This window comes from Amycolatopsis xylanica (assembly GCF_900107045.1).
GTDB classification, from domain to species: Bacteria; Actinomycetota; Actinomycetes; order Mycobacteriales; family Pseudonocardiaceae; genus Amycolatopsis; species Amycolatopsis xylanica.
The window spans coordinates 1,460,250-1,486,263 of the sequence record NZ_FNON01000001.1 but is presented as its reverse complement, the minus strand read 5'-3'; the positions used below and the strand labels follow the sequence as shown (position 1 = coordinate 1,486,263).

The window sequence follows — 26,014 nt, the reverse complement described above, 5'->3', positions numbered from 1 at the left end:
ACCGGCCGGAACACTCACGACCCTGGGGCTGTGGTCAGCGCGTGGCGAACGTGACGAGCCGCCCGGCGACCTCGTTCGGGCTGGGCATCGTGGCCATCTCGGCCGCGATGTCGAGCGCGGTCTTGCGCAGTGTCTCGTCCTCGAGTGCCTGCCGGATCAGCGCGGTGGTGACGACGCCGTCGTCCGGCACCAGCGCGGCGCCGCGGGCGGCCAGCGCCAGCGCGTTGACGTTGCGGCCGGCGCCGCCGGTCACCACCAGCTGCGGGACACCGGCCGAGAGCGCGCTCATCGTGGTGCCGCCACCGCCGTGGTGCACGATCGCCTGACAGGTCGGGAGCAGCGCGGTCAGCGGGACCCAGCCCGCGATCCGGACGTTCGCGGGCGTGGTGCCCAGCTCCGCCGCGTCGGCTTCGCCGAGCGCGACCACGAAGTCCGCGTCGACCTCGGCGGCCGCGCCGATGATCTCGGCCGCCTTGCCGAGCCCCTCGTACCCGGGCACGATCGAGCCCAGGGTGACCGCGACCCTCGGCCGGTCACCGGTGGGCAGCAGCCAGTCCGGCAGCACCCCGGAGCCGTTGTAGGGCACACAGCGCATCGGCCATTCGTCCTCGGCCACCTCCACCGCGCTCGGCGGCGCCACGTCGAGCGTGACCCGGCGCGCGGGCAGGCCGTCGATGCCGAGCTGGTCGAACACCGGGGCCATGTGATGGCGGAACAGCTCGTCGATCCCGGTGGTGCGGCCGAGGTCGGCGTTGTGCCGGACGTAGGGCAGCCCGAGCTTGGCCGCGACGGCGAGCCCCGCGCCGTCGAGGAACGAGCCGACGATCAGGTCCGGCCGCCAGCCGCCTGCCACCTCCAGCAGCGCCGGGGTGTCGAACCCGGCGGTCTCGCCGAAGTAGTCGACGGCGTCGCGGACGTCGGTCTGCCGCTCGGTCTGCACCGCGTGCATGCGGGCGTACAGGTCCGGCCGCACCTGCTTGAGCTGCTCGAGCGCGGCGTCGAGGTCGAATCCCGGCGGCGTCAGGTCGGCCACCGGCAGGCCCGCGCGCTGGACCTGCAGGCCACCGGCGGAGGTGGCGAACAGGACGTCGTGGCCGGACGCCCGCAGCGCCCAGGCCAGCGGAACCATCGGGAAGGCGTGCCCGAGCGCGGGGGAGGAGGCGAAGAGTACTCGCATGAGTGGGTTCCTTCTGCTGTCGTGGTGACGGTCAGACCTTGTCCGTCGCCGCTTCGAGATGCCGCTTGGCCAGGGTGAGCGTCGCCAGGCTGTTGCCGCCCGCCGCCTCGGTGATGAACTTCCGCGCGTCCGCGACGGTCCGGCCGGCGCCGAGCACCCGCTCGACGGCGGCCTCGTTGACCGCGACCACGTGCCGCGAGGTCACGAGTACCCGGCCGCCGCCGAGTTCACGCACGGTCCATTCCCCGGTGTGCACGGCCATCAGCGACGGCGGCACGAGCTGCTTGTAGACGATCCGGTGCGCGTCGGGAAAGCAGACCCGCACCGACTCGGTCGTGTGCACTGAGCCGTCCTTCGCCGTGGTGTCCATGGTCATCCGCTGGATGTGCTCGACGTCCTCGCGCAGGTCGAGCCTGGCCACATGGGGCAGCAGGGCGGGCCACCGGTCGGCGCGATCGAGGAACGCGTAGACGTCCTCGGCGCGGCAGTCCATGGTGACCGAGTCCTCGAAGGAGAAGAGCAGTTCCCCGGCGTGGTCCCAGTTCTCGGCGAGCGCCTTGATGTTCGCGAGTTCCTTGTGACTGTTGCGATCCGTCGCGCTCGCGACCCAGTCGAGACCGGCGGCGTCGACCGCGGTGAACTCATGGGTCAGTGCCAGCACGCAGCCGCCGGAGACCGGCCGCACGGTCCACTCGCCAGCCATCGAGGCCACCGGCGCGGTCGACACCTCCTGGCGGAACTCGATCCGGTGCTCGTGGGGGTGCAGCACCCGCCGTGACGTCCAGTTCTTCACCTCGCCGTTCGCGTCGGCCCAGATCCGCAGCCGCTCTTCGCCCGCGGGCAGCCCGGTGCGCTCGACGTGGATCGTCGGCGCCAGGTGCTGCGGCCAGGCGGTCGCGTCGGCGATCACCCGGTACACCGTCTCGGCGGGCGCGTCGATGCTGATCTCGTGCCGGGTGTGCTGGAGTTCGGTTTCGGCCATCACGCCGCCATCCTTCGCTGGTAGTGACGGGAAGATCAGTAAATGCCCAGTCCGCCGCAGACGTTGAGCGCCTGCGCGGTGATCGAGTCGGCGTCGGCCGTGGTCAGGTAGTCGACGAGACCGGCGACCTCCGACGGCGTGCTGTACCGGCCGAGCGGGATCTTCTCGTTGAACTGGGCGAGCACGTCCTCCTCGGTCGTGTCCCAGGTCTCGGCGTACCGGCGGCGCACCCCGACGGCCATCGGCGTCTCGACGTAGCCGGGGCACACGGCGTTGACCGTGACCCCGGTGCGCGCCAGCTCCTTGGCCAGCGCCTTGGTGAACCCGATGACCCCCGCCTTCGCCGCGGAGTACGGCGCGCCGAGCGGCACGCCCTGCTTCCCGCCGGTCGAGGCGATGTTGATGATCCGGCCGCGGTCGGCGTCGCCGAGCCCGCCGGTGGTCAGCGCCGCCCTGGTGAGCAGGAAGACGCTGTTGAGGTTGGTGTCGATCATGTCGTACCAGAGCTCGTCGGTGATCTTCGCGGTCACCCCGCCACCACCGCGCCCGGCGTTGTTCACCAGCACGGTGAGCGGCCCGAACGTGTCCACCGCCGCGGTGACCAGCTCGCGCACCGACTCGGCCGAGCGGACGTCCGCGGGCGCGCCCGCGACGTCGAGGCCTTGCTCGCGCAACTCCTTCACCGTGGACGTCACGTTTTCCGCGGTCCTGGCGCACAGGAAGACGCGCAGGCCCCGCGCGGCGAGCTTCTTCACGACGGCGAGCCCGATACCGCTGGTCCCGCCGGTGACCAGTGCCACGCCCGATTGCTGTGTCATGCGTTGTCCTTTCGGCGATCTGCGAGCCGAGCCTGGGACCGGGCGCTCGAGTATCGGCGGACCACCGGTCGAGACCCGGCCGCCGCGCTCCACCGCGATTCGAGCCGCCGGTGCCACGGTCTGTCGCGGCTTTCCCCGGCGAAAGGACCCGGAGCAGATGACCAGAGCGATCACCGAGGCGGACACGTCGACGTACCTGGAGATCCAGCACTTCTACAGCCGCCAGATGAGCTACCTGGACAGCGGCGACGTCACGCGGTGGGCGGAGACGTTCACCGAGGACGGCGTCTTCGCGGCGAACGCCCACCCGGAGCCGCAGCGCGGCCGCGCGGTGATCGAGCGCAAGTCCCGCGAGATGGCGGATTCCCTTGCCGCACAAGGGATCCAGCGCCGCCACTGGCTCGGCATGCTGCACGTGGACGACGCGGGTGACGGCACCTACCTCGCGCACACCTACGCGCTCATCCTCGCCACCCCGGCTGGCGGGCAGGCCGAGGTCCGGCTCAGCTGCACCTGCGACGACGTGCTGGTCAAAACCGGCGGCCGCTGGCTGGTGCGGCATCGGCAGGTCTACCGCGACGATCTGCCGAAGTGACCGGGCGGACAGGGAAGGACGAGACGATGGAGAACACGGAGACAGTGGTCCCGGAAGCGGTGCTGCGGATGCGGGAACTCGCGCACAGCGCCGTGTGCGCGGCGGCGATCCGCGCCGCCGCGCGGCTCGGCGTGCCCGACGCGCTGGGCGACACGCCGGCGACGGCGGCGGCGCTGGCGTCCGAAGTGGACGCCGACGCCGACGCGCTGGCCAGGCTGCTGCGCGCGCTGAGCAGCTACGGGGTGTTCGCCGAGGAGCCGGACGGCCGGTTCGCGCACACCACGATGTCACGGCTGCTGAGGGAAGACGCGCCGCGCGGCCTGAAGTACAACGCGCTGTGGGCGACCGAGCCGTGGTCGTGGGAGGTGCTGCCCCGGCTCGAGGAGGCCGTCCGCACCGGCAAGGGCGTGTTCGAAGGCTTGCACGGCAAGCAGTTCTTCGACTACCTGCACGACGGCGTCCCCGAATCGGCCGAGGTGTTCGACAAGGCGATGACCCAGTCGAGCCTGCTCTCGGCGCGGGCCATCGCGGACGCGCTCGACCTCGGCGGGGTCACCACGGTCGCCGACATCGCGGGCGGGCAGGGCCGGGTGCTGGCCACCCTGCTGGAGCGCCATCCGTCGCTGCGCGGCATCCTGTTCGACCTGCCGGAGGTCGTCGCGGGCGCGGATCCCCGCCTGCGCGAGGGCGGCGCATTCGGCGGCCGCGTGCGCCTGGTCGGTGGCGACTGCCGCCGCTCCGTCCCCGGCGACGCCGACGTCTACCTGCTGAAGAACATCCTCGAGATGGACGACGAGCGCACCGTCGAGATCCTGCGGACGGTCGCCGCCGCCGGGCGGCCAGGCAGCCGGGTGGTCGTGCTGGAGAACCTGATCGACGGCAGCCCCGAGCTGAAGTTCACCACCGCCATGGACCTGTTGCTGCTGCTCAACGTCGGCGGCCGCAAGCACACCAAGGACGGGCTGGTCGCGCTGATGGAGAAGGCGGGCCTCGTCGTCGGCGAGTGCCGCGCGGTCAACTCCTACCTGCACCTGTTCGAGAGCACCATCCCGCGTTCCTAGCGCGCCGGCGGAAGTGAGCGACATGCGAGTCATGTTCACCGCGTTCGTGCCCAGCCACTTCACGATGATGGTCCCGCTGGCGTGGGCGTTGCGGGCCGCCGGCCATGAGGTGGTCGTGGCCGGGATGGGGGATATCGTCGCCGCCGCGCAGGCGGCGGGGCTGTCGACCCACCGGATCGGCACCGACGGCGGGTTCAGTTCCCATGTGAAGCCCGGTCATATGGCGGCCGACGGGGCAGGCGAAGCGCCGCCCGAGGTGCCGCTGACCGCGCACGAACTCGCCGCGCGCCGCCCCTGGGCGCAGATGAGCAGGCTGTGGCCGATGCTGGTCACCGATCTGAATCATTTGTTTGTGGATTTTGCGCGGGGGTGGGGTGCGGATTTGGTGGTGTGTGAGACGGATCATAATGGGTTGATTGCTGGTGGGGTGTTGGGTGTTCCGGTGGTGTATCACCGGTGGGGTCCGGATATGTTGGGGCCGTTGATTTTTGAGCATGCTTCGGTGGCGTTGGCTGAGGTGTGTGGTGGTTTGGGTTTGGGTGGTTTGCCGGTGCCGGATTTGGTGGTGGATTCGTGTCCGCCGGGTTTGCGTTTTAGTGGTTTGCCGGTGGCGGAGTCGGTTCGTTTTGTGCCGTTCAATGGGGTTGGTGAGGTGCCGTTGTGGTTTGGTGAGCGGCGGGGTCCTCGGGTGGTGGTGGCGTTGGGTTTGTTGGGTGGTCAGACGTTGTTGCCGGAGTTTGTGCGGGGTGTGGTTGAGGGGGTTTCGGCGGCGGTGGCTGGTGTGGGTGGGGTTGAGGTGGTGTTGCCGTTGGGTGTGGGTGCGGTGGAGGGGTTGGGTGTGTTGCCGCGGTGTTTTCGGGTGGTGGAGCCGACTCCGTTGAATTTGTTCGTGGGTGAGTGTGACCTGGTGATCAACCATGGTGGCGCCGGCACTGCGCTGACCGCCTGCGCTTACGGCATTCCCCAGCTGGTCCTTCCCCAGCCGCACGCGGCACCGGTCGGATGCGCGGAACGCGTCGTCGAAACCGGCGTCGGCCTGTCCGTGCCGTACGACACGGTCGTGGAGGACCCCTCCTCGCTCGTCGCCCCGATCCGCGCCCTGCTCGAAGACCCGCGCTACCGCGAGAACGCCGCCGCGATGGCGGCCGAGATGGCCACCCTGCCCGGCCCGGACGAACTCGTCCCCACCCTCGAAGCACTGGTCCGCACCCGGGGATAAAGCCCGCTTTATCCCCGGCTAGGGGGGTCGTGAGTGGTACGGCCGGTTCTAACCGGTCTAAACACTCACGACCCCAGGCGAGTGAGGGCGGGTCAGGTGGGGCGCGGGGCCCGGGCTCGCGAGCCGCGAACGGCCGAGGGCGGCACGAGCGCGCTGAGCCGGTCCACCGTGGCGGCGTCGAGCGCGAGGTCCGCCGCCGCGAGGTTCGACGTCAGGTGCGCGATGCGGCGGGTACCCGGGATCGGCACGACGCCGGGCCCTCGGCTCAGCAGCCAGGCCAGTGCGAGTGTCGCGAAAGGAACATCGCTGGGGAACGCGGCGCGCGCGGTCTCGATCAGCGCGTGGTTGTGGGCGAAGTTGGCGGTGTCGAACCGTGGATGGTTGCGCCGGAAGTCACCCGGCGCGAACTCGACGGCGCGGAGTTCGCCGGAGAGCATTCCCTTGCCCAGCGGCGTATGCGCGACCAGGCCGACTCCGAGCGAGGCTGCCGCCGGCAGGATCTCCGCCTCGACATGGCGTTCCCACAACGAATATTCGCTCTCCAGCGCCGTGATCGGATGCTCGGCGTGGCCGCGGCGCAGTTGGTCCGCGGACACCTCGGACAGTCCGATGTGGCCGATCTTGCCGTCGGCCACGAGCGACGCCAGGCCGCCGACGCTCTCCTCGATCGGCACGTCCGGGTCGGGCCTGCCCAGGTAGTAGAGGTCGATGTGGTCGACGCCGAGCCGTCGCAGTGAGGCGTCGCAGGCCTCGCGCAGGTAGGCGGGGCGGCCGTCGGTGATGACCGGTGGGCCGCCCGGCTCGGCCGACCGCAGGCCCCCTCGGGTCGCGAGCACGACGTCGGCCCGGCGTCCGGACACCGCGCGGCCGACGAGCTCCTCGTTCGCGCCCGCACCGTAGAAGTCCGCGGTGTCCAGCAAGGTCAAGCCCAGCTCGAGTCCTTTTCGGATGGTCGCGACACAGTCGTCGGCCGATGCGGCGCCGTAGCCGCCGGACATGCCGAGGCAGCCAAGCCCGACGGCGGACACTTCGAGTTCGCCCAGTTTCCGGTAGTCCATGGCGGCGTCAGCAGAGCTCGGCGAGCCGGTCGACGACCGACGACGGGGACGGCTGGTCTTCGATCTCCTGCCGCAGCCTGGCCGCGTCCTGTGCGAACGCGGGCTTCTCGAGCAGCGCGGCCACTTCGGCGCTGGTCGCGGCCTGGTCGGACGGCAGCTCGCCGATCGGCAGGTGCCGTCCGGCGCCGATGCGCGCGACCTGGGCCGCGATCGCCGCGTTGTGCGGGTGGTTGGTGATCATCAGCTGGGGGAGCCCGGCGGCGGCCGCGGTCAGCGTGGTGCCGGGGCCAGCGTGGTGGATCACGGCCGTGCAGGTGCGCAGGACCGCGGCCATCGGCAGGCCGGTCACCGTGCGGACGCCCTCGGGCAGGTCGGTCAGCAGGCCGAGCAGGGTCGGGCTCAGCGCCGCCACCAGTTCGACGTCCAGGCCGGCGGCCGCCTCGATGGCCTGCCTGACGAAGTTCCCGATCGCCGCGCCCTCCCACTCGCCGGTGGTCTTGCCCCAGGTCAGGTACACGCGCGGGCGTTGAGGCGGCTCGTGGAGCCAGGCGGGTAGCTCGGCCGTGCCGTTGTAGGGCACGTAGCGCATGCGGAGCACGGACGGCCCCGACAGCGACGGGTACTGCATGCTCGGCGGGCAGGGATCCAGCCACACAGTCGGCTCCTGCCGGGGCGTGACGCCGAATTTCTCGTACAGGGCACGGTATTCCGGCACCAGCTCCGGGCCGTAACAGGTGTCGACGCGCAGCTGTCCCGGATAGCCGAGCAGATACCGCGCGTTCGGCACGCCGAGCGCCGACGCCAGCACCGGGCCGGCGAACTGGGTGCCGTCGTGCACGATGAGGTCGGGCCGCCACGACTCGCCCAGCGCGATCAGGTCCGGCAGTTGCGCGGCGGCGATCACCGAGGCGAACAGCCCGATCTTGCGGAAGTAGTCCCGTTGCCCGTCGCTGAGCGATTCCGGGTGCGCCGGCCAGTCCTCGGGCCACCGCGCCTGGGCAGCGGCGTCGGGTTGATCGCCCTTCGGGGGCGTGAACTCGACGCCCGCCTCGCGGAAGGCGTCGCTCGGATCGCCGCCGACGGAGACGACCGGGAGCCCGGAGCGGCCGACGACCTCGGTCATGGTCGGTGTGGTCGCCACTCTCACCTCGTGCCCGGCCAGCACCGCCGCCCAGCCCAGCGGCACGATCGGGTTGAAATGCGGCTCCCAGGGGAAACTGGTGACCAAGACGCGCATCGAGGCTCCTTTTCGGATTTCGGGGGCGATCAAAGCTTTTCGAGGTGGTCGATCACCTGGCTGAGTGACGGCTGGGCCAGGTTCTCGCGCCGCAGCCGCTCGGCCGCCGCGCGATACCCGGGATCGCCTGCCAGCACCGCGATCTCGGCGGCGAGCACGGCCGCGCCGTCCTGGCCGGTCGGCGCGTCCGACGGCAGCAGCCAGCGCCCGGCGCCGGCTTTCGCCAGGCTCGCCCCGGCGGCCACGTTGTGCGGCTGGTCGGTGATGACCAGCTGCGGCACCCCGGCCGCGACGGCGGTCATGGTGGTGCCGGGCCCGCCGTGGTGCACGATGGCGCGGCAGTCGCGCAGCAGCGCGTGCAACGGCACGCCGACCGCGGCGCGGACACCGGCAGGCAGCTCGCCGAGCCGGTCGAGCAGGTCCTGGCCGACGGCGACGACCACCTCGAAGTCGAGCGCGGCGATGGCCTCCACGGTGCGGCGGCAGTCGTCGACGGCCACCGAGCCGGTCTCGGACGAGCCAGTGTGCCCCCAGGTCAGGCACACCCTGGGCCGCCGAGGCGGTTCGTGCGTCCAAGCCGGGATGACACCGCGGCCGTTGTAGGGCACGTACCGCATCGGCAGTATGGGCGTGCCCGCCGGATACGGGTACTGCAGGCCGGGCGGGCACGGGTCCAGCCACACCGTCGGCTCGATCTCCGGCGCGAGCCCGTACCGCTCGAACAGCCGCCGGTAGGCGGGCACCGGTTCGCCGGTGTACGCGGTGTCGATGCGCAGCATCCCGCTGTGGCCCGCCAGGAACCGCGCGGTCGGCAGGCCCAGCACAGCGGCCGCGACCGGCGCCGCGAACTGAGTGCCGTCGTGCACCAGCACGTCGGCGCGCCAGCCGCGCGCCAGCGCGATCAACTCGTCGGCCTGCGCGGCGGCGAACGCGGTCGCCCAGCCGCCGATGGTGCGGAAATAAGCGCGCTGCTCCTCGGTGATCCGCTCGGGCGCGGCCACCCAGTCTTCCCGCCAGCTCGCCCTGTCGAACCGCCGCGCCGCCCGCTCCTCGTCGGACTGCTCCAGGCTGAGACCCGCGCGGCGCAGCGCCTCGGCGGGGTCACCGCCGATCGGCGCCATGGCCAGTCCCGACTCGAGTACCAGGTCGGTGATGGTCGGGCTCGCCGCGACCAGCACCTCGTGCCCGGCCAGCCGCGCGGCCCAGCCCAGCGGCACGATCGGCAGGTAGTGCGACGGCCACGCGAACGTGGTGATCAGGATCCGCAACGCGGGGCTCCTTCCGGGTCAGCCCAGTTCTTCCAGCCGGGAAACGACTTCGGCGGGCGAGGGCTGCTCGGCGACGTGCTGGGCGAGCAGCGCGGCCGCCTTGGCGTACCTGGGTTCGAGCAGCTCGCCGACCTCGGCCTTGGTCAGGTCGGCGCCCTCCGCGCCCGCCGGGACCTCGTCGGCGTGCCGGTACCGGGCGGCGCCCGCGTCCTCGAGCCGGGCGGCGAGCGCGATGTTGTTCGGGAAGTTGGTGGTGATCAGCTGCGGGACGCCGAGCGCGGCCGCGGTCATCGTGGTGCCCGCGCCACCGTGGTGCACGATGGCGCCGCAGTGGGCGAGCACCGCGTGCAGCGGGACGCCGACCGCGGCCCGCACACCGGCGGGCAGCTCGCCGAGCAGGTCGCGCAGCGCCGGGCTGACCGCGAGCACCACTTCGACGTCGAGCCCCCGGATCGACTCGATCGTCTGGCGGTACTCGTCCAGCATCGCGGACCCGGACAGCTCGGTGTCGGTGAGTCCCCAGGTCAGGCATACGCGCGGGCGTGACGGCTCGGTGTCCACCCACTCCGGCACCACGCCGGGGCCGTTGTACGGCACGTAAGCGATACGCTCGATTTTCGCGTTTTCCCCGTGGGGATAGGGAAACTGCAAACGCGGCGGGCACGGGTCGAGCCACGTGGCCGGTTCGATCCTCGGCTCGGCGCCCACGAGATCGAACAGCCGCAGGTAGTCCTCGGTCGGTTCGCGGGTGTACGCGGTGTCGACGCGTTGATAACCGTTGTGCCCCATCAGATAGCGGACATTGGGCCGCCCGAGCGCCGAGGCCACCACCGGTCCGGCGAACTGCGTCGAGTCGTGCAGCACGACGTCGGGCCGCCAGCTCTTGGCGAAGGCCAGCAGGTCTTCGAGCTGATCCTCGGCCATGATCGACGACCACTGGCTGGTGCGCCGGAAATGCGCGCGCTGCTCGTCGGTCAGGCATTCGGGGCGGCCCGGCCAGTCCAGCGGCCACGGCTCCGGCGCGGCGGGTTCGGCCTTGCGTGCCGCGTTGGGCGGCTCGAACTTCACCGCCGTCTTCGCGAAGGCGTCGCGCGGATCGCCCCCGATCGGCACCGCGGGCAGGCCGGATTCGCCGATCGCGGCGGTCAGCGTCGGGCTTGCCGCGACGCGCACCTCGTGCCCGGCCAGCCGCGCCGCCCACGCCAGCGGCACGATCGGGAGGAAGTGCGGCTTCCAGGCGAACGTCGTGATCAGGATGCGCATGCTGGCGGCTCCTAGTCTGGGGTCCGGCGCAGCGAGGTTCGCCGACCCTGCTCGACCGGTGATCCAGCCGCGGTCGATCCAGCCCGGCTTGAACCGGAGTCGAAGCACCGGGTCTTGAATCCGGCCATGCGAATACTGGTAACCGCGTCCTGCTCGGAAGGTCTCGTACTGCCGCTCGTCCCGATCGCCTGGGCGCTGCGCTCGGCGGGCCACGAGGTGCTCGTGGCCGCGCCGGAGAACATGGCCAAGGTGGTCGTCGAGGCGGGCCTGCCCTATGTCCGGTCGGCCGCGGCGGTCGAGATGCCGGAGGTGCTCTCGGTCGACCGCGACGGCGAACCGGTGCCGATGCCGCGCGAAGAAGCGGCGCTGCTGCGCCACATCGGGCGCGGCTACGCCAGGCTCGCGCTGCGGCTGATCGACGGCCTGCGCGACATCGCGAAGCGCTGGCGGCCGGATCTGATCGTCAGCGAGACCTACGGTTTCGCGGGCCCGCTGCTGGCCGCCGAACTGGGCATCCCGTGGATCGAGCAAGGCATGCGGCTGGTGTCCCCGCCATCGATCAGCCAGTCCGGAGCCGACGAGCTCGCCCCCGAGTTGAAGGAACTCGGCCTGTCCGACCTGCCGTCACCGCTGCTGTCGCTGGATCTCTGCCCGCCAGGCATCAGGGGAGCGGACGGCGGCCCGGCGCAGAAGATGCGGTTCGTGCCCTACAACGGGCGGGCCAGCGGACTGCCGGACTGGGTGCACGAGCGGCGGGACAAGCCGCGGCTGTGCCTGACCTTCGGCACCCGCGTGCCACTCAACCGGTCACCGATCAAGGGCGGCTTTTCCTTGCTGGAGCAGCTGATGCACCGGCTGCCCGAACTCGGTGTCGAGGTCGTCGTCGCGGTCTCCGACGAGGTCTCCGGCAACTTCACGAAGCTGCCCGGCGGCGTCCGGGTGGCGGGGCAGCTGCCACTGAACCAGATACTGCCCGGCTGCGACCTGATCGTGCACCACGGCGGGGTCGGCACCACGCTCACCGCGCTCGCGCTGGGCGTGCCGCAGGTGACGGTGCCGGTGATCGCCGAGGTCTGGGAGTCGGCGCGGCTGCTCGTGGCCTCCGGCGCCGGGCGGCAGGTCCCGTTCATCGGCGCCACGGCGGACGGCATCTTCGACGCCTGCGCCGCGATACTGGGCGAGCCGTCGTACCGGCGCAACGCGGGGAGGCTGCGCGAGGAGATCGCCGCGCTGCCTTCGCCTGCCGACGTCGTGCGCCGGATCGAAGAGCTGCTCAGCTGACCGGCGCGACGGCCGCCCACGTGTCGGCCAGCGCGCTGTCGAGGTCGCGCCGCGGGATCCAGCCGAGCCGCTCGCGCGCCGCGGAGATGTCGAGACACTGCCAGTCGCCCACCGCACGCACCGCGGTGGGCGGCCGGCTTTCGAACACGACCTCGGCGGGCACCCCGCTCAGTTCCACCAGCCGCCGCACCACCCCCGCGACGTCGACCGCCGTGCCGCTGCCGATGTTGACCAGCCCGGTGCACCGGGTGCCAGCGGCGAGCGCGACGGCCTCGGCCACGTCCTGCGCGGCCACGAAGTCGCGGTGCGCGCGCAGCGGGCTGAGCCGGACCACCGCGCGACCGTCCCGGTCGCCGGCCAGCTGACGGGCGACCGCACCGGTCAAGCTCGCCGCCGGCGCGCCCGGACCGAGCACATTGGACACGCGCAGCACGATCGCGTCCAGCCGTCCGGCGCGCACGGCCGCCAGCACCTGTTCGGTGGCGGCCAGTTTCGTGCGGCCGTACGCGGTCAGCGGCTCCGGGGGCCACGATTCGTCCACTATGGACCCGTGCGGGACGGCGCCGTACTCGTGCGCGGAGCCGAGATGGACGAGCCGGGGCCGCCACGGCAGCCCGGCGAGTGCCTCGACGAGCGAGCCGGTCAGGTCCGCGTTGGACTTGCGCATCTGGTCTTCGTCGCTGTTCCAGACCCCGCCGGCGGCGTTGACGACCACCTCCGCCCGCTCCGCGCGCAGCAGCTCGGCGAGCGGGCCCGGCCCGCTCGCGGTGAGGTCCAGCGCGGCCGACCTGATGGCCGCGCCCGGCCTCGGTGTGCGGGAGACCGCGAGCACCGGGTGGCCGAGTTCGCTGAGCCTGGCGCAGACATGCCGCCCGACGAAGCCGGTACCGCCGAGGACAACCGTGCGTTTCATGCCGCTGATCGTGGTCGGCCTGGCTCGAGCCTGGGTCAACTCAGGCGAGCAGCAACGCGCGTGCCTCGGCCAGCACGTCGAGCTGGGCGCGCCAGTCCTGGCCGAACGGGGACAGCACCAGGTGCTCGGCGGCGGTGTAGCAGGCGAGCCGGTCGGCTATCTCGCGCGCGCCGCCGCCGACGGCGATCGCGTCGGCGCGCTCCGGCTCGAGGCCCAGCCGTGCTCGCAGGAAGTCCGACACCGCCGACCGGGTCTCGCCGACGAGGACCGAGCAGCCGGTGACCGGCGCAGGCCTGCCGAATTCGCCAGCCATCGCGCGCACCTTTCCGGCTCCGGCGGCCAGTTCCGCCGGGGTGGTGATGGTGGCGAGCCAGCCGTCGCCGTACTCGGCGGCGCGGCGCAGCCCGCGCTCGGAGATCGCGCCGAGCCAGACCGGGGGGACCGGCACCGCCGGGGTGAGCGTGACCTCGGGGGCGCCCGGCTCCGTGGTCAGCCTGGTCGGCTCCCCGGCGAGGAGCCCTGGGAGCGCCCGCAGGATCGACTCGGTGCGCTTTCCGCGGCCGGACAAGGGAATCCCGGCCGCTTCCCACTCGCCGGGCACCAATCCGCCGACCCCGACGCCGAGGATCAGCCGTCCGCCGGAGAGGTACTGCAGTGACCCGATCTGCTTGGCGGCCCACGCGGGCTGGCGCAACGCCAGCTGCAGCACGCCGAACCCGACCTTGACCCGGCCGGTGACCGCGGCCGCCGTGGTCAGCGCGAGGGTGCTGTCCAGTATCGGCCTGGCGTCGGCGAGATGGTCGCCGGCCCAGACCGAGTCGAAACCGAGCGATTCGGCCGCGCGGGCGGCCTCGGCGATGTCCGGGATCGCCGCGCCCGAGGTGGGCAGTGAGATACCGACTTCTGGTGCCACCGTGGCCTCCTCGCGTCCGTTGCCGGGCGAGCCGATCACGGGCGGCTCGAGCGACGCTCGGTTCGACGTGGACTCGAGCGGGCATCGACGGCGCCGGGTGAGCCTCGGCGCATGGAAACCGACGTGGTGATCGCGGGCGCGGGCCCGGTCGGCCTGCTGCTGGCGGCCGAGCTGCGGCTGCACGGGGTCGGCGTGGTGGTGCTGGAACGGCTGGCGCGGCCCGACGAGCGGTCGCGGGCGCAGGCACTGCACGGCCGGACCATCCCGACGCTGGACCTGCGCGGCCTGCTCGGCCGTTTCCTCGCCGAGCAACGGAAACTCAACGGCGGCGGCGGGGACAGTCACCGGAAGCGCCCGCTGCCAAAGGCGCACTTCGCCGGTATCACCGGCCTCGCCGCGCCCCCGCACGAAGGTGCACTGCCGCCGGTGGTGTTCGTTCCCCAGGCGGTCACCGCCCGGCTGCTGGCCGACCGCGCGCGCGAACTCGGCGCCGAGATCCGGTACGGCGCCGAGGTCACCGATTTCACCCAGTACGAGTCCGGGGTGACCGTCCACTTCGGATGGAGCGAGGTTCGCGCACTGTTCCTGGTTGGCTGCGACGGTTCGCGCAGTGTCGTGCGCGAACACGCCGGAATAGCCTTCGAGGGCACCGCCGCGACACTGACCACGCTCGCGGGGGAGGTCACGCTCGGCGACGCCGCCGCGGCGCCGTCCGGCTGGCGGCGGACACCACGCGGCTGCACGGTCATCTCGCCGCACCCGGCAGGCGGGCCGAGCCGCGTGGTGGCCATCGACTTCGCGGGCCCCGCCGCGCACCCCGGCGAGCCGGTCACGCTGGCCGAGCTCCGGTCACTCGTCGAGCACGTGCATGACAGAGAGATCCCGATGACCGGCTTGACCGGCGGCCAGCGGTACGGCGACGCCGCGCGCCAGGCCACCGCGTACCGCCACGGCCGCGTGCTGCTGGCAGGCGACGCGGCCCATGTGCATTACCCGGTCGGCGGACAGGGCCTCAACGTCGGGCTGCAGGACGCGGTGAACCTCGGCTGGAAACTCGCCGCCGAGGTACGCGGGCATGCCCCGGACGGCCTGCTCGACACCTACCAGGCCGAGCGGCATCCGGTGGCGGCCGCGGTGCTGCGCCTGACCCGCGCGCAGGTCGCGCTGCTCAATCCCGACGAGCGGCTGGACCCGGTGCGCGAGCTGGTCGCCGAGCTGATCGGGTTCGCCGTGGTCGGCCGTCACCTGGCCGATCAGGTGTCCGCCGCGAACGTCGCCTACCCGCCGCTCGACCGGCACGCGCATCCGCTGACCGGGCGGTTCGCCCCCGACCTGGTGCTGGTCACCGCCGACGGTGAACGCAGGCTCGCGGAGTTCCTGCACGGCGGCAGGGGAGTGCTGGTCCTGCTCGGCGGCCACCGGCCCGACCCTGCCGCCGGGCAGCACGTCGACGTCGTCACCGCCGACTGTCCGGAAAGGACGGACCTGGGCGTGCTGCTGGTCCGCCCCGACGGCTACGTCGCCTTCGCCGCGGGGGCCGCCGAGTCTTCCGGCGGCCTCGAAACCGCGCTGCGCCAGTGGTTCGGAACCTCGGAAACACGACAGGAAAGTGGAGCACATCATGGTTGACGCCCCATGGGCCTCGCGGCTGCAGGATCTGGCCGACCTGACCACCCCGATGACCCTCAGGGTCGCCGCCACCCTGCGGCTGGCCGATCACCTCGCCGACGGCGTGAGCGGGATCGACGAGCTGGCGCGGCGCACCGGCACGCATGCCCGTTCGCTGCACCGCGTCCTGCGCCACCTCGTCGCGATGAACGTCTTCACGGAGCCCTCGCCCGGCTCGTTCGAGCTGGCCGACCTCGGCAAGGAGCTGTGCGACCACGGCCCCGGCGACGCGCGCACCTGGCTGGACCTCGGCACCGCGGTAGGCCGGGTCGACCTCGCGCTGACGAACCTGCTCGACGTGGTGCGCACGGGGGAGCCCGCGCCCGGTGAGAACACCTGGTCCGCGCTCGACGCCGACCGCGCGCTCTCGGACTCCTTCGACGACCAGATGGCGTCCGGCGCGGCGGCGAAGGCGCCTGGCCTGGCCGCGGGCTACGACTGGGGCACGGTGGAGCGGGTCGTCGACGTCGGCGGCGGCAACGGCACCCTGCTGACCGCGCTGCTGCTGGCGCACCCGCACCTGCGCGGCACGGTCGTCGACCGCGACGGGCCGATCGACAACGCCCGCCGCAAGTTCGACGGAGCTGGCCTGACGGCACGGGCTTCCGGTGCGGCGCAAAGCTTCTTCGACCCGCTGCCCGCCGGCGCCGACGTCTACGTGATCTGCGGTGTCCTGCACGACTGGGACGACGAGCACGCGGGCCGGATCCTCGCCAGGGCGGCCGAGGCCGCGGGCTCGCACGGGCGCGTGCTGGTGCTGGAGTCACTGCTCGAGCCGTCGTCGGCCCGCAGTTCGACCACCGACATGGATCTGCTGATGATGGTCACCACGGGCGGGCGGGCCAGGCCGTTCGAGGACATGGTGGCGCTGGGCGCCGCGGCCGGGCTGAAAGTACTGAGCCGCAAGGCGTTGACCGCGCCGCACACGCTGATCGAGTTCGCCGCTCGTTGAGCCTGGGGTCGTGAGTGTTCCGGCCGGTTAGAACCGGCCAAACCACTCACGACCCCCTGGGTGAGGTCAGTCGTCTTCGGCGAAACCGGCCAGGCCGGTGAGCAGATCCAGGGTGACGTCGGACCTGAGCCGGTCGACGCGGTCACGGGCCTCGGCCGCGTTCCAGCCGAGCGTGGTGAGCGCGTCGGGGTCGAGGCTGTGCACATCGCGCGCCACCACCTCGACGCCGTCGTCGTGCTGGGTGAAGGTGATCTGCCCGCGCAGCCAGCGATACCAGCCGGGGAGGCCTTCGGTCTGCTTCCACACGATCTTCCCCGGCGCGGGCATGGCGTAGAAGCGTGGCGCGGGCGCGGCCTCGCCGAGCGCGAGTTCCACGACTTGGTAGCCGGTCTCCCGCTGCCGCCGGACGGCGGACCGGCAGTTCTCCACGCACAGCGACCACAGCGCGGGTCCCCAGCAGAAGTCGGCGGCCTCGGTCACCTTGCCTGGCACGAAGACCGTGGACTCGTCGGTGAGCTCGGCCGCCGCGATCCGGGTCCGGTTCTCGGCGAACCGCTTCAACCCGGCCAGCTGCCTGACGATCCCGGTGTCCATGGTGGACCCAAAGTCTTGGTCGCCGGTGTGGGTCCAGTCGTGCCGCAGTTCGACGGCGGTGGCGCCGCCGTCCTCGGTCAGTGTCCATTCGCCGCGCATCGCCATCAGTGGCGGCCGCGGATCCTGGTGCGCGAAGGTGATCCGGCCGCCTGCCCGGTCGAGTTCGCGGGTGACCTGCCAGGTCCGCATCTTCGCCTCGTCGGCCACCCAGCGCCCGATGACGTCGCCGCGGTCGTCGCCGTCGAGCCGTTCGACGTGCACGACGGTCGGGGACAGCCGCGCGGTGTGCGCGGGCTCGGCGAGCAGGTCGTAGACGACGTCTCGCGGGGCCTCGACCGTGATCTGGTGCCGGGCGCTGCCGGTGGGGTTTTCCATGCCCGTCTGCCTTTCCGTGGGTTCAGGCTCGTTCGCCGAGCACGATCGGGACCGGCCCGGCGGAGGCGGGCCTGCTCGGCGCCAGCCCGGCCGCGGCGAGCATCGCCAGGTAGTCCGCGCCGGAGTGGAGTTCGCCGCCGGACGTGCCCGCCAGCATCAGCAGGCCCAGCAGGTGCGCGTGGCGCTCGGCGGCGGGTGGCGCGTCGCCGGTGGTGAAGCCTGCGATCACGATCCGGCCGCCCGGCTTGAGCGCGGGCACCAGCCGCGCGAGCAGCTCGGCGCAGCGGGCGGCGGAGAACTGCAGCAGGAAGTTGGCCAGCACGATCACGTCGTACGATCCGCCCAGCTCGGCCGTGAACGCGTCACCCGGCAGGTAGGACGTCCGGTCCGCCATCCCGCGCCGCGCGGCGTACCCGGCGGCGACGTCGAGCACACTGGGCCAGTCCTGGCACCAGAGGCGGCCTTCGGGGTGCGTGGCGGCGAGCGCGAGGCCGAACAGGCCATGCCCGCAGCCGACGTCGAGCACGTCCATGGCCGGACGCTCGCGCGCCCACGGCGTCAGCAGCTCAGCGACCGCTTGGGAGCCGGCCTTGGTGAGACCGGTGAGATGGGTCGCGAAGTCCACCCAGAACGGGAAGTCCGGCGCCTCGGCCGCGGTGCCCGCTGCCGGCCCGCCCGCGCGGACGAAACCGGCGAGCCCGCCCATGAGCCGCCATTCCCAGTCACTCGACGCGACCGCCGTGTTGCCGCCGAAATAGCCGGGGCTCGACGGGACGAGCAGCTCGGCCGCGCCCGGCGCCAGCGCGAAACCCTCGCCGCCGAGGCCGAGCAGGCCTTCGGCGGCCAGCGCGCCGAGCAGGATCCGGGTGGCGCGTGGGTCGGTGCCGAGCGCGGCGGCGACCTTGGCCGCGCTGGCCGGGCCGTCCGCCAGCGCGCCGAAGACGCCCAGCGACACCGCGGCCCGCAGCAGGTAGGTGGCCTTGTATCCGGTCATCATGTCGAGCAGGCGTTCCCGCGTGACGCCGGGTGCCGCTGGGGTGCTCATCCGTGCCGTCTCCTCGCCGGCGGCGCCCGGCCGCCCTCCGGCGCAGCCTCACACCGGCGGCTCGAAAACCCTTCGAGCACACGGTGACGGCCTCCTTACCGGCTCTGAGGAGGCCGGTAAGGAGGCCTTCGCGGACTCCCGTGGGGGTGCGGGTGTCACGCGGTCGCGGCGACCTTTTCGGCCGCTGGTCCTGGGGTCTTCGGGTGCTTGTCCTCCTTGATCAGCAGCGCGAGTCCCGCCGGGATCAAGGTGATGATGGCACCGAGCAGGAACACCGTGTCCACGGCCGTGATGAACGCGCCGATCGCCGCGGAGTGCTCGGCCGGGCTGAGCCCGGACAGCTTCGCCAGGTCGAGATTGCCGTTGACGTTGGCGGCGCCCGCGGCCCCGGTCAGGTGACTGGCCAGGATGTTGGTCACGATCGTCGCGAAGAACGCGAACCCGATGGAGACGCCGAGCTGCTGGTTGAACCGCAGCGAGGTGGTGGCGATGCCGATGTCCTCCACGCTCACCGAGTTCTGCGTGTACTGCAGGCCGAGCCCGAGCGAGAAGCCCATGGCCATGCCGACCGTGAACATCGCCACGGCGACCAGGTACAGCGGGGTGTCCGCGGTCAGCCCGCTCAGCAGGAACAGGATGATCGCCTGGATGACACCGGTGATGGTCAGCATGTACTTGAACTTGCCGACGATCCGGATCAGCACCGGTCCGACCAGAATGGACAGCAGCAGGCCCGCGGCCATGCACAGGGTGAACATGCCCGCCGCCGTGGGCGTCAGCCCGCGCGCCACCTGCAGATAGCCGGACACGTAGAAGAACGAGCCCGCCATGCCGAGTCCGGCGATCAGCGACGACGGCATCATGATGCGGAACACCGGATGCTTCAGGATGCTCAGCGAGATCAGCGGATCGGCCGCCGTCAGGATGCGCCAGACGAACAGCCCGAGCAGCACCGCGCCACCCGCCAGCATGAGCACGATCTGCGAGGAACCCCAGGCGTACTTGGTGCCGCCCCATTCGGACGCCAGCAGCAGCGCGGCCGCGGCGCCTGCCAGCAGCGTGCCGCCGAGGTAGTCCACCTTGCGCTTGGTGAGGCGTTTCGGCAGCTTCAGCAGGAACACCGCGGTGAACAGCGCGAACAGCGCCAGCGGCAGGTTGATGTAGAACACCCAGCGCCAGTTGAGGTTGTCGGCGATGACACCGCCGAGCGTCGGGCCGAGCGCGAGGCCGACACCGAACATCACCGCGCCGAACGCCGTCTGCGTCGCCGCCTTGTTCTCGAAACTCTGTTCCTCGTTGCGGAACATGGTGCCGATCACGACCAGCGCCAGCGCGGCCAGCCCGCCGGCCCCGACACCCTGGATGGTGCGGAACACGATCAGCTCGGGCAAGCTGGTCGCGATGCCGCACAGCGCGGAGCCGACGACGAAGATCCCGAGCGCCGCCGAGAAGACCGGCTTCGGGCCGTAGACGTCGGCGATCTTCCCGTAGAGCGGCACCACGATGCAGTCGGCGAGCGCGTAGCAGGTGGTCAGCCACGGCATCATCGCGATGCCGTGCACCGGGTCCAGCTCCGCCGACATCTTCCAGACCACCGCGCCGACGATGTTGATGTCCAAAAGGGACAGCAGCAGGGCCCCCAGGCAGCCGAGCGCGACCAGGATCATCTGCCACTGGTTCATCAGCAGGGTGGACCCGTCGTAGAGCGCTAGCGGCTCTTTCTCCTTCTTAGCGGTGGCCTTCTTGGCGCTTGCCATGCCGCCCCCTTCCACTCGGTTGACGAGTTACAAACTCATAATGAGACAAAGCTTGAGTCGAGTCAAGGAATTTGCCGATCTTAAATATCAGCTTCGACCAAGTTTCTGCTAGGATCTTCGGTATGACGGAGAGGCTCGGCTTGCGTGAGCGCAAGAAGCTGCAGACGCGCGAGACCATCGCCAACGTGGCGCTCGCGATGTTCCTGCAGCGGGGCTTCGACAGCGTCTCGGTGGCGGAGATCGCCGACGCGGCGGACGTGTCGAAGGTGACGGTCTTCAACTACTTCCCGGCCAAGGAAGACCTCGTGATGCACCACATCGAGGACCACACCGACGAGGCGGCCGTGATCGTCCGCGGCCGGGCCGAAGGGGTCAGCCCGCTCGACGCGCTGCGCGGCCATTTCCTCGCCAGGCTGGAGAGCCGCGACCCGACCACCGGGCTGTCCGACGACGAGTCGTTCCTCGCCTTCCACCGGATGCTGATGGACAACCCCAGCCTGCTGCTGCGGGTGGGCCGCCAGTGGATGAACCAGGAGTCGGCGCTCGCCGAGGCCTTCGCCGAGGCGATGGGCGCCGGTCCGGACGACATCGTCCCGCAGGTCGCCGCGAACCAGGTGATCGGCGCGCAGCAGGCACTGGTCAACCGCAACTCGCAGCGGATGTTCGCGGGCCAGACCGCCAAGAAGGCGTACCGCGCGGCCGTCGAGGACGCCGAGCGCGCCTTCAGCATGCTCGCCAACGGCCTGGCGGGCTGCGGCCTCGCCGACGCTCGAGGCTAGGTCACCGGTCCGCGTTCGACGGCCGCTCGAGCCGTCCGGCCGAAGCTGACGGCGTAGTCATACGCCGAGCGGCTGGAGTGGACCGTGGAGATCGTGTCCGATGTTTTCGTGCAATCACTGGGCACCTGCCTGCCGGAGCGGGTCAGTGTCGAATGGGCGATGGAGCAAGGCCTCTGCGGAGACGGCACGCTCAACATCGCCCAGCTGACCGGCGCGCTGGTGGCGGGGGAGACCTCGGCGGCGGAGATGACCGTCACGGCCGCGGGCCGCGCGCTCGCACGCGCCGGTCTCACCTCGGCCGACCTCGACGCCCTGATCCACTCGAGCGTCTTCGAGCCGGGCCCGGCCGGCTGGTCGATGCCCGGGTACACCTTACGTGAGCTCGGCGGCGGCTCCGCGATGGTGAGTGAGCTGCGCACCGGCTGCGGCGGCTCGCTCAACGCCATCCAGCTCGCCACCGGGCAGCTCACCGGGGACCAGGGCCTGCGCCACGTCCTGATCACCGCCGCCGACAACTTCGAGCCATGGGTCCAGCGCTGGAACTCGTTCGCCTTCATCGTCGGCGACGCGGGCAGCGCCGCGCTGCTCAGCGCCACCGGCGGGTTCGCCCGCGTCAAGGCGATCAACTCCCGCACCATGCCCGAACTCGAGGCGATGTACCGCGGCGCCGAGCCCCTCTTCCCGCCGTCGGCCGGTGGCCGCCCGATCGACGAGAACGCCCGCTTCGACGTGTTCACCGAGCAGGTCATGCCCGCGCTGGAGGTCGGCGCCATCATGGCGAGCACCCACGCCGAGCTCGCCCGCCTTTCGGCCAAGGACGCCGGCATCGAGGTCGACGGCTTCGCCCGGGTGATCACCCACAACATGGCCGCGTTCACGGTCGAGCGCTTCTTCATGGAGCCGATGGGCCTGCCGATGGACCGCAGCTGCTTCGAGTTCGGCCGCGGCCTCGGTCACCTCGGCTGCAGCGACCAGGTCACCTCGCTCGAGCACCTGCTGACCGGCGGCGAACTCTCGCCTGGCGACCACGTCCTGCTCATCGGCGGCTCCGCGGGCTTCGCCACCACGGCGATCGTCCTGGAGATCCTCGAGATCCCCGACTGGGTCAGTCCCACTCCAGGAAAGGGCTGAGGAGACCGGGGATGGCCTCGTCGGCGAGGGTGAGGGCGTCGGACTCGGCGAGGTCGGGGATCGAGTAGGCGCCGTGCCCCGCGGCGATGGTGGCGATCAAGGTGGTGAGACCGGCCCGCCGCTGGAAGAAGGTGCGGTCCAGCTGCCAGCCGATGATGCCGTCCTGCTTGAGCGCGACCGTCTCGCGGCGGAGACTTCCCTTGCGCCCCAACAGGTAGCCGCCGTCGAGGCGGTTGCCGAGGTTGCGGTAGCAGTCCCAGCCCGCCGCGAGTGAGAACGGCAGCAGCACGAGCGCCAGCTGCCAGGTCCAGCTCGGGATCCAGCCGGTCAGCGCGATCAGGTACAGCGCGGCCGCGGCGAGCAGCGGGCCGGTGAAGGCACGCAGCAGCCTGCGGCGCAGCGCGCGGCGGGGGTGGGGGCGGAGCGGGAGGGCGGTCGGATCCTGCTCCTCGCGCAGCACCTTGGCCAGCACTTCGTGGACGTGGGCGGCCGGGGCCGGGGGCATCAGGATCGCGCCACCGAGGCGGGTGGCGAGGCCGCTCGCGATCGCGGTGGCGCGGGCGCCGCCGAGCAGGCGGAGCGCGACGCCGTCGCGGTAGTGGACGCCGCGCAGGCGGTTCTGCTCGATCGACACCGCGCGCGTGGTCAGCAGGCCGCGCCGGACGTGGAGGGTGTCCTCGTCGCGGGTCAGGCGGAAGTTACCGTAGGACACCAGGTATCCGGGCACCGAGACGAGTGCGGCGAGCAGCAGCAAGGGAAGCACCGCCTCGGCCAGCGCCAGTCCCCATGGCGCCGCCTCGAAATGCGCGATGAGCGCGCGCAGCGGGCCGAAGTCCGACGGCTCGATGTGGAGGTCGTGCGCGGCGTGGTAGAGCACGCCGATGCCGGCGCCGATGGTGGTGATCCCGGACAGCGACGCAGGCGCGTAGCGGACCCAGCGCGGCTCGGCCTCGGCCAGCACCTCTTCGGTCTCCGCCCGCGACTCCGCCTCAGCGCGCCGCAGCAGCACCCGCGCCAGGCGCTGGGCTTCCGCCTTCGACACTGCGTCGAGCACGAGTTCGCCGCTGCCGTCCTTGCTGTGCTGCCCGGTCCCGATCTTGACGAGGCTGAGCCCGAACAACCGGTGCTTGAGCGCCGCGGTGACGTCCACCGTGCGGATCCGGTCGCGGGGCACCGCGCGGTGGCGCCGGTGCACGATCCCGGTCCGCAGCTCGAACTGCTCGCCGGTGATCCGGTACCGCGCGGTGAGGCAGTGCCCGATGCTGATCAGCACGGCCAGCCCGACCACGCCCAGCCCGAGCCACTGCCAGACACTGTTCTGCCCGCCGAAGATCAGCGTGCCGATCAGCAGCGGCAATGAGCGGATGATGTCGACGGCCGGTCGCACGAGGATCATCCGCGGGTCGAGACGGCGCCACGGTTCCTCGTGGCCGCCGGGCGTGGCCGAATCAGGTGCCCGCACCTGGTCAGGGGCGCTCATGTCGCGTCCCCGAGCTGCGCGGGCGTCGTGCGCGCGAGCTGGTCGATGAGCTCCTGGGCGACTTCGCGGTCGAGCGGGTGGATGTGCAGCGGGCCCGCCGCCGACGCGGTGGTGATCGTGACCTTGGCCAGCCCGAACAGCTGCTGGAACGGGTCCCGGCTCACGTCCACCGTCTGCAGGCGGGATATCGGCGCGATGCGCCACTGCTGGCGCACCCAGCCGGTGCGGGTGAACACCGCGTCCTCGGTGACCTCCCACCGGTGCACCGCGTAGCGCCACCGCGGCATCACGAGCAGGTGGGCCGTGGCGAGCACGGCGGTGGCCGCGAAGGTGTACGGCAGCGCGGCTGGCGTCCCGTCGGCGGTGAGCAGGATGACGACCTGGACGATCGTCACCAGCGCCCAGAACATGGCAGCGCCCAGCGCCCAGTAGCCGAGCGCCCTGCGGCTGACCCGGTTCGCCGGGGCGCGCAGCCGTGGCGTGCCCGGCCCGGCGGTGGTGGAGGTGGTCGGTTCTGGCATCTCAGGCAACCATTTCGTCGGTGCCGTCTGCGCACCGGATCGCCTGACGGCCACCGAGGTTCAGCGGGGACCGGGTCCGGTGTAGACGGGCAGTAGCTTGTCGGCGATCGCCGTCGCCAGCGAAGGCGCTTTCAGGTCGGCGTCGGACTGGATGGGTTCTCCGGTGAGCCCCCACGGCAGGTCCAGGTCGGGGTCGCGCGGATCGACCTTGTAGACGGCGTCCTCGTCGTAGGTCATCGAGCAGTAGTAGTGCATCGACGTGTTGTCCTCCAGCGCGAGGAAGCTGTGCGCCAGGTCTTCGCCGATGTAGACGCTCGCCATCGACTCCGCGTTCAGCCACACCATCGCGTGCTGGCCGAAGTTCGGCGAGCCGACCCGCAGATCGACCACGATGTCGAGCACGGCGCCGCGGACACAGGTGACGAGCTTCGCCTGGCTGCGCGGGCCCCTGGTGCCGTGCAGGCCGCGCAGCGTCCCCCGGCGGGACACCGACAGGTTGCTCTGCGCCACCGTGAAGGGCCGTCCGACGGCCTCGCTCACCAGGTCCTGGCGGAACGACTCGTAGAAGACGCCGCGTTCGTCCGGGAAGCCTCGTGGCTTGACCAGGAAGACCTCGGGCAGAGCCAGTTCGCGAATCTCCATGTTCCAAGCCTCCATGGGCCGGACGGTAGGAGCGCGGCCTCAAGCCGTGATCGAGCCGGTTCGCCGCGGTGGCCGCCGAGCGGTCTTCGAGGCGTTCTCGTCCGCGCGCGGACAGGCTCGCCCGGTGCGACGCGGGCCCGTGTCGCCCGGTGTCCGACTGGGAGGAACCCCGATGCGCGCGTTGTTCGTGACCGTTCCCGCGCGGGTGCACGCGCTGCCGGTAGTGCCGCTGGCGTGGGCCTTGCGCGCGTTGGGCCATGAGGTGCTCGTCGCGACCGCCGACGAGGGCGGCGCCGTCGCCGAAGCGGGCCTCGCGGTCGCCGACGTCTCGCCGGAGCTCGACCTGCTGGCCTACTACGGGCAGCCGGTGCTGCGGCGGCATCCGGAGTTCACCGAACGCCGGGCGCCGTCCGACGAAGATTTCGCCGTGCTGTGCGAAATGCTCGGTGACATCAACGCGCACCTGGCCGAGCCGGTGCTCGCCGTCGCCGGGCACTGGCGCCCGGACTTCGTGGTGTACGAGGGAAGCGCTCCGGTCGGCGCGCTCGCCGCGGCCGTGCTCGGAGTGCCGGCGGTGCGGCTCGGCATCCGGGTGGAACGGTGGCCAGCCATGGCCGAGCGGATCGGCGCGAAGCTGGCCGCCGCCGCGCGAAGCCGAGGTGTCGTCCTGCCGCCGGACGCGGCGACGATCAGCATGACGCCCCCGAGCGTGCTTCCCGCACTCGACGGTGAGGTGCCGATGCGCTGTGTGCCGTTCAACGGCGGCTCGGTCGTCTCGGAACCGCCCAAGACCGCGAGGCCGGTCGTCGCGGTGACCATGGGCGCCACCTGGAGCACGCTCGGGCTGATCGGCTCCCTCGTCCGCGCGGCGTCCGAAGTGGACGCCGAGTTCGTGCTGGCGCTCGGCGAGCAGGACCTCGCGCCGCTGGGCGCGCTGCCGTCGAACGTCCACAGTGCCGGGTGGCTGCCGCTGACCGAGCTGCTGCCGCACTGCGCCGCCGTGGTCCACCACGGTGGCTGCGGCACCGCGTTCACCGCGCTGGCGCATGGTGTGCCGCAGCTGATCGTGCCAGCCGGCATCACGCACTACGCCACGGCCGAGGTGCTGCGCGAGCGCGGGGTCGCGCTGGTCGGCACCGGTGATCACGTGGATTCCGCGCTGCTTAAGGAGATTCTGGCCGCGGACGCGCAGCGCGCCGCCGCGGCGGAGGTGCGCGCGGAGATCACCGCGATGCCGGCGCCCGCCGAGGTCGCGGCCCGGCTCACCGAACTCGTCCAGGCCTGA

At 71.7% G+C, this 26,014-nt stretch carries 24 protein-coding genes; 9 read left to right on the top strand and 15 right to left on the bottom strand.

Annotation, left to right across the window (positions count from 1 at the left end):
* Positions 1 to 34: 34 nt before the first annotated feature.
* The 3 genes from BLV57_RS06550 to BLV57_RS06540 are packed head-to-tail and all read right to left on the bottom strand — an operon-like array spanning position 35 to position 2,977.
* A complete protein-coding gene (locus BLV57_RS06550; RefSeq protein ID WP_091287598.1) occupies positions 35 to 1,177 on the bottom strand; it encodes a nucleotide disphospho-sugar-binding domain-containing protein in 1,143 nt (380 codons plus the stop codon).
* 31 nt (positions 1,178 to 1,208) lie between these two features.
* Positions 1,209 to 2,159: an aromatase/cyclase gene (locus BLV57_RS06545; protein ID WP_091287597.1), complete on the bottom strand. Its 951-nt coding sequence runs from the start codon at positions 2,157 to 2,159 to the stop codon at positions 1,209 to 1,211.
* Positions 2,160 to 2,194: 35 nt separating this feature from the next.
* Complete coding sequence (locus tag BLV57_RS06540) at positions 2,195 to 2,977, bottom strand: SDR family NAD(P)-dependent oxidoreductase (protein WP_091287596.1); 783 nt, start codon at positions 2,975 to 2,977, stop codon at positions 2,195 to 2,197.
* Positions 2,978 to 3,134: 157 nt separating this feature from the next.
* On the opposite strand from BLV57_RS06540, the gene BLV57_RS06535 reads away from it, so the two are divergent.
* The 3 genes from BLV57_RS06535 to BLV57_RS06525 are packed head-to-tail and all read left to right on the top strand — an operon-like array spanning position 3,135 to position 5,852.
* Positions 3,135 to 3,572, top strand: coding sequence for a nuclear transport factor 2 family protein (locus tag BLV57_RS06535; RefSeq protein ID WP_091287595.1), 438 nt, complete (start codon positions 3,135 to 3,137; stop codon positions 3,570 to 3,572).
* Between the two features lie 26 nt (positions 3,573 to 3,598).
* Complete coding sequence (locus tag BLV57_RS06530) at positions 3,599 to 4,633, top strand: methyltransferase (protein WP_091287594.1); 1,035 nt, start codon at positions 3,599 to 3,601, stop codon at positions 4,631 to 4,633.
* A gap of 22 nt (positions 4,634 to 4,655) precedes the next feature.
* A complete protein-coding gene (locus tag BLV57_RS06525) occupies positions 4,656 to 5,852 on the top strand; it encodes a nucleotide disphospho-sugar-binding domain-containing protein (protein WP_091287593.1) in 1,197 nt (398 codons plus the stop codon).
* A gap of 92 nt (positions 5,853 to 5,944) precedes the next feature.
* Here BLV57_RS06525 and BLV57_RS06520 read toward each other — a convergent pair whose 3' ends face one another.
* From BLV57_RS06520 to BLV57_RS06505, 4 genes are read right to left on the bottom strand one after another with little or no spacing between them, the layout of a single operon-like run.
* Positions 5,945 to 6,910 carry an aldo/keto reductase gene (locus tag BLV57_RS06520; protein WP_091287592.1) on the bottom strand — a complete coding sequence of 322 codons (966 nt, stop codon included), beginning with the start codon at positions 6,908 to 6,910 and terminating at the stop codon, positions 5,945 to 5,947.
* A 7-nt stretch (positions 6,911 to 6,917) separates the two neighbouring features.
* Positions 6,918 to 8,147 (bottom strand): nucleotide disphospho-sugar-binding domain-containing protein, encoded by a 1,230-nt coding sequence (locus BLV57_RS06515; RefSeq protein WP_091287591.1) that lies wholly within the window; start codon positions 8,145 to 8,147, stop codon positions 6,918 to 6,920.
* 29 nt (positions 8,148 to 8,176) lie between these two features.
* On the bottom strand, positions 8,177 to 9,415 hold the full coding sequence (locus tag BLV57_RS06510; RefSeq protein ID WP_091287590.1) for a nucleotide disphospho-sugar-binding domain-containing protein: 1,239 nt from the start codon (positions 9,413 to 9,415) through the stop codon (positions 8,177 to 8,179).
* A gap of 18 nt (positions 9,416 to 9,433) precedes the next feature.
* On the bottom strand, positions 9,434 to 10,678 hold the full coding sequence (locus tag BLV57_RS06505; RefSeq protein WP_091287589.1) for a nucleotide disphospho-sugar-binding domain-containing protein: 1,245 nt from the start codon (positions 10,676 to 10,678) through the stop codon (positions 9,434 to 9,436).
* A gap of 126 nt (positions 10,679 to 10,804) precedes the next feature.
* On the opposite strand from BLV57_RS06505, the gene BLV57_RS06500 reads away from it, so the two are divergent.
* Entirely contained in the window at positions 10,805 to 11,959 is a 1,155-nt protein-coding gene (locus BLV57_RS06500) for a nucleotide disphospho-sugar-binding domain-containing protein (RefSeq protein ID WP_091287588.1), read from the top strand.
* Here BLV57_RS06500 and BLV57_RS06495 read toward each other — a convergent pair.
* Both BLV57_RS06495 and BLV57_RS06490 read right to left on the bottom strand, forming a co-directional pair.
* The gene (locus BLV57_RS06495; RefSeq protein ID WP_091287587.1) at positions 11,952 to 12,872 is read right to left on the bottom strand and encodes an NAD-dependent epimerase/dehydratase family protein; all 921 of its coding nucleotides are present in this window, start codon (positions 12,870 to 12,872) and stop codon (positions 11,952 to 11,954) included. The two genes, BLV57_RS06500 and BLV57_RS06495, sit on opposite strands and share 8 nt — an antisense overlap.
* Positions 12,873 to 12,912: 40 nt before the next feature.
* On the bottom strand, positions 12,913 to 13,785 hold the full coding sequence (locus tag BLV57_RS06490) for an LLM class flavin-dependent oxidoreductase (RefSeq protein ID WP_218134611.1): 873 nt from the start codon (positions 13,783 to 13,785) through the stop codon (positions 12,913 to 12,915).
* A gap of 111 nt (positions 13,786 to 13,896) precedes the next feature.
* Between BLV57_RS06490 and BLV57_RS06485 the strand changes: the two genes are divergently transcribed.
* Positions 13,897 to 15,414, top strand: a complete 1,518-nt coding sequence (locus BLV57_RS06485; RefSeq protein WP_091287586.1) for an FAD-dependent monooxygenase — start codon at positions 13,897 to 13,899, stop codon at positions 15,412 to 15,414.
* The gene (locus BLV57_RS06480) at positions 15,407 to 16,405 is read left to right on the top strand and encodes a methyltransferase (RefSeq protein ID WP_091287585.1); all 999 of its coding nucleotides are present in this window, start codon (positions 15,407 to 15,409) and stop codon (positions 16,403 to 16,405) included. The genes BLV57_RS06485 and BLV57_RS06480 overlap by 8 nt, the downstream gene beginning before the upstream one ends.
* A 66-nt stretch (positions 16,406 to 16,471) precedes the next feature.
* On the opposite strand, the gene BLV57_RS06475 is transcribed toward BLV57_RS06480, so the two are convergent.
* The 3 genes from BLV57_RS06475 to BLV57_RS06465 form a co-directional block, all read right to left on the bottom strand.
* Positions 16,472 to 17,374: an SRPBCC family protein gene (locus tag BLV57_RS06475; RefSeq protein WP_091287584.1), complete on the bottom strand. Its 903-nt coding sequence runs from the start codon at positions 17,372 to 17,374 to the stop codon at positions 16,472 to 16,474.
* Between the two features lie 22 nt (positions 17,375 to 17,396).
* A complete protein-coding gene (locus tag BLV57_RS06470; RefSeq protein WP_091287583.1) occupies positions 17,397 to 18,419 on the bottom strand; it encodes a class I SAM-dependent methyltransferase in 1,023 nt (340 codons plus the stop codon).
* Positions 18,420 to 18,574: 155 nt separating this feature from the next.
* A complete protein-coding gene (locus tag BLV57_RS06465) occupies positions 18,575 to 20,176 on the bottom strand; it encodes an MFS transporter (RefSeq protein WP_245757177.1) in 1,602 nt (533 codons plus the stop codon).
* 122 nt (positions 20,177 to 20,298) lie between these two features.
* Here BLV57_RS06465 and BLV57_RS06460 point away from each other — a divergent pair, with 122 nt between their 5' ends.
* Together BLV57_RS06460 and BLV57_RS06455 are read left to right on the top strand one after the other, a co-directional pair.
* The gene (locus BLV57_RS06460; protein WP_091287582.1) at positions 20,299 to 20,955 is read left to right on the top strand and encodes a TetR/AcrR family transcriptional regulator; all 657 of its coding nucleotides are present in this window, start codon (positions 20,299 to 20,301) and stop codon (positions 20,953 to 20,955) included.
* A 93-nt stretch (positions 20,956 to 21,048) separates the two neighbouring features.
* Positions 21,049 to 22,086 (top strand): ketoacyl-ACP synthase III family protein, encoded by a 1,038-nt coding sequence (locus BLV57_RS06455; RefSeq protein WP_143046992.1) that lies wholly within the window; start codon positions 21,049 to 21,051, stop codon positions 22,084 to 22,086.
* On the opposite strand, the gene BLV57_RS06450 is transcribed toward BLV57_RS06455, so the two are convergent.
* Genes BLV57_RS06450 through BLV57_RS06440 form a run of 3 tightly spaced genes read right to left on the bottom strand, consistent with a single transcriptional unit; the run spans position 22,061 to position 24,744 of the window.
* On the bottom strand, positions 22,061 to 23,566 hold the full coding sequence (locus tag BLV57_RS06450; protein ID WP_091287580.1) for a PH domain-containing protein: 1,506 nt from the start codon (positions 23,564 to 23,566) through the stop codon (positions 22,061 to 22,063). The two genes, BLV57_RS06455 and BLV57_RS06450, sit on opposite strands and share 26 nt — an antisense overlap.
* On the bottom strand, positions 23,563 to 24,087 hold the full coding sequence (locus BLV57_RS06445; RefSeq protein WP_091287579.1) for a PH domain-containing protein: 525 nt from the start codon (positions 24,085 to 24,087) through the stop codon (positions 23,563 to 23,565). Before BLV57_RS06445 ends, BLV57_RS06450 begins: the two co-directional genes overlap by 4 nt.
* 60 nt (positions 24,088 to 24,147) lie before the next feature.
* Positions 24,148 to 24,744 (bottom strand): dTDP-4-dehydrorhamnose 3,5-epimerase family protein, encoded by a 597-nt coding sequence (locus tag BLV57_RS06440; protein WP_245757176.1) that lies wholly within the window; start codon positions 24,742 to 24,744, stop codon positions 24,148 to 24,150.
* A 157-nt stretch (positions 24,745 to 24,901) separates the two neighbouring features.
* On the opposite strand from BLV57_RS06440, the gene BLV57_RS06435 reads away from it, so the two are divergent.
* Positions 24,902 to 26,014, top strand: coding sequence for a nucleotide disphospho-sugar-binding domain-containing protein (locus tag BLV57_RS06435; RefSeq protein WP_143046991.1), 1,113 nt, complete (start codon positions 24,902 to 24,904; stop codon positions 26,012 to 26,014).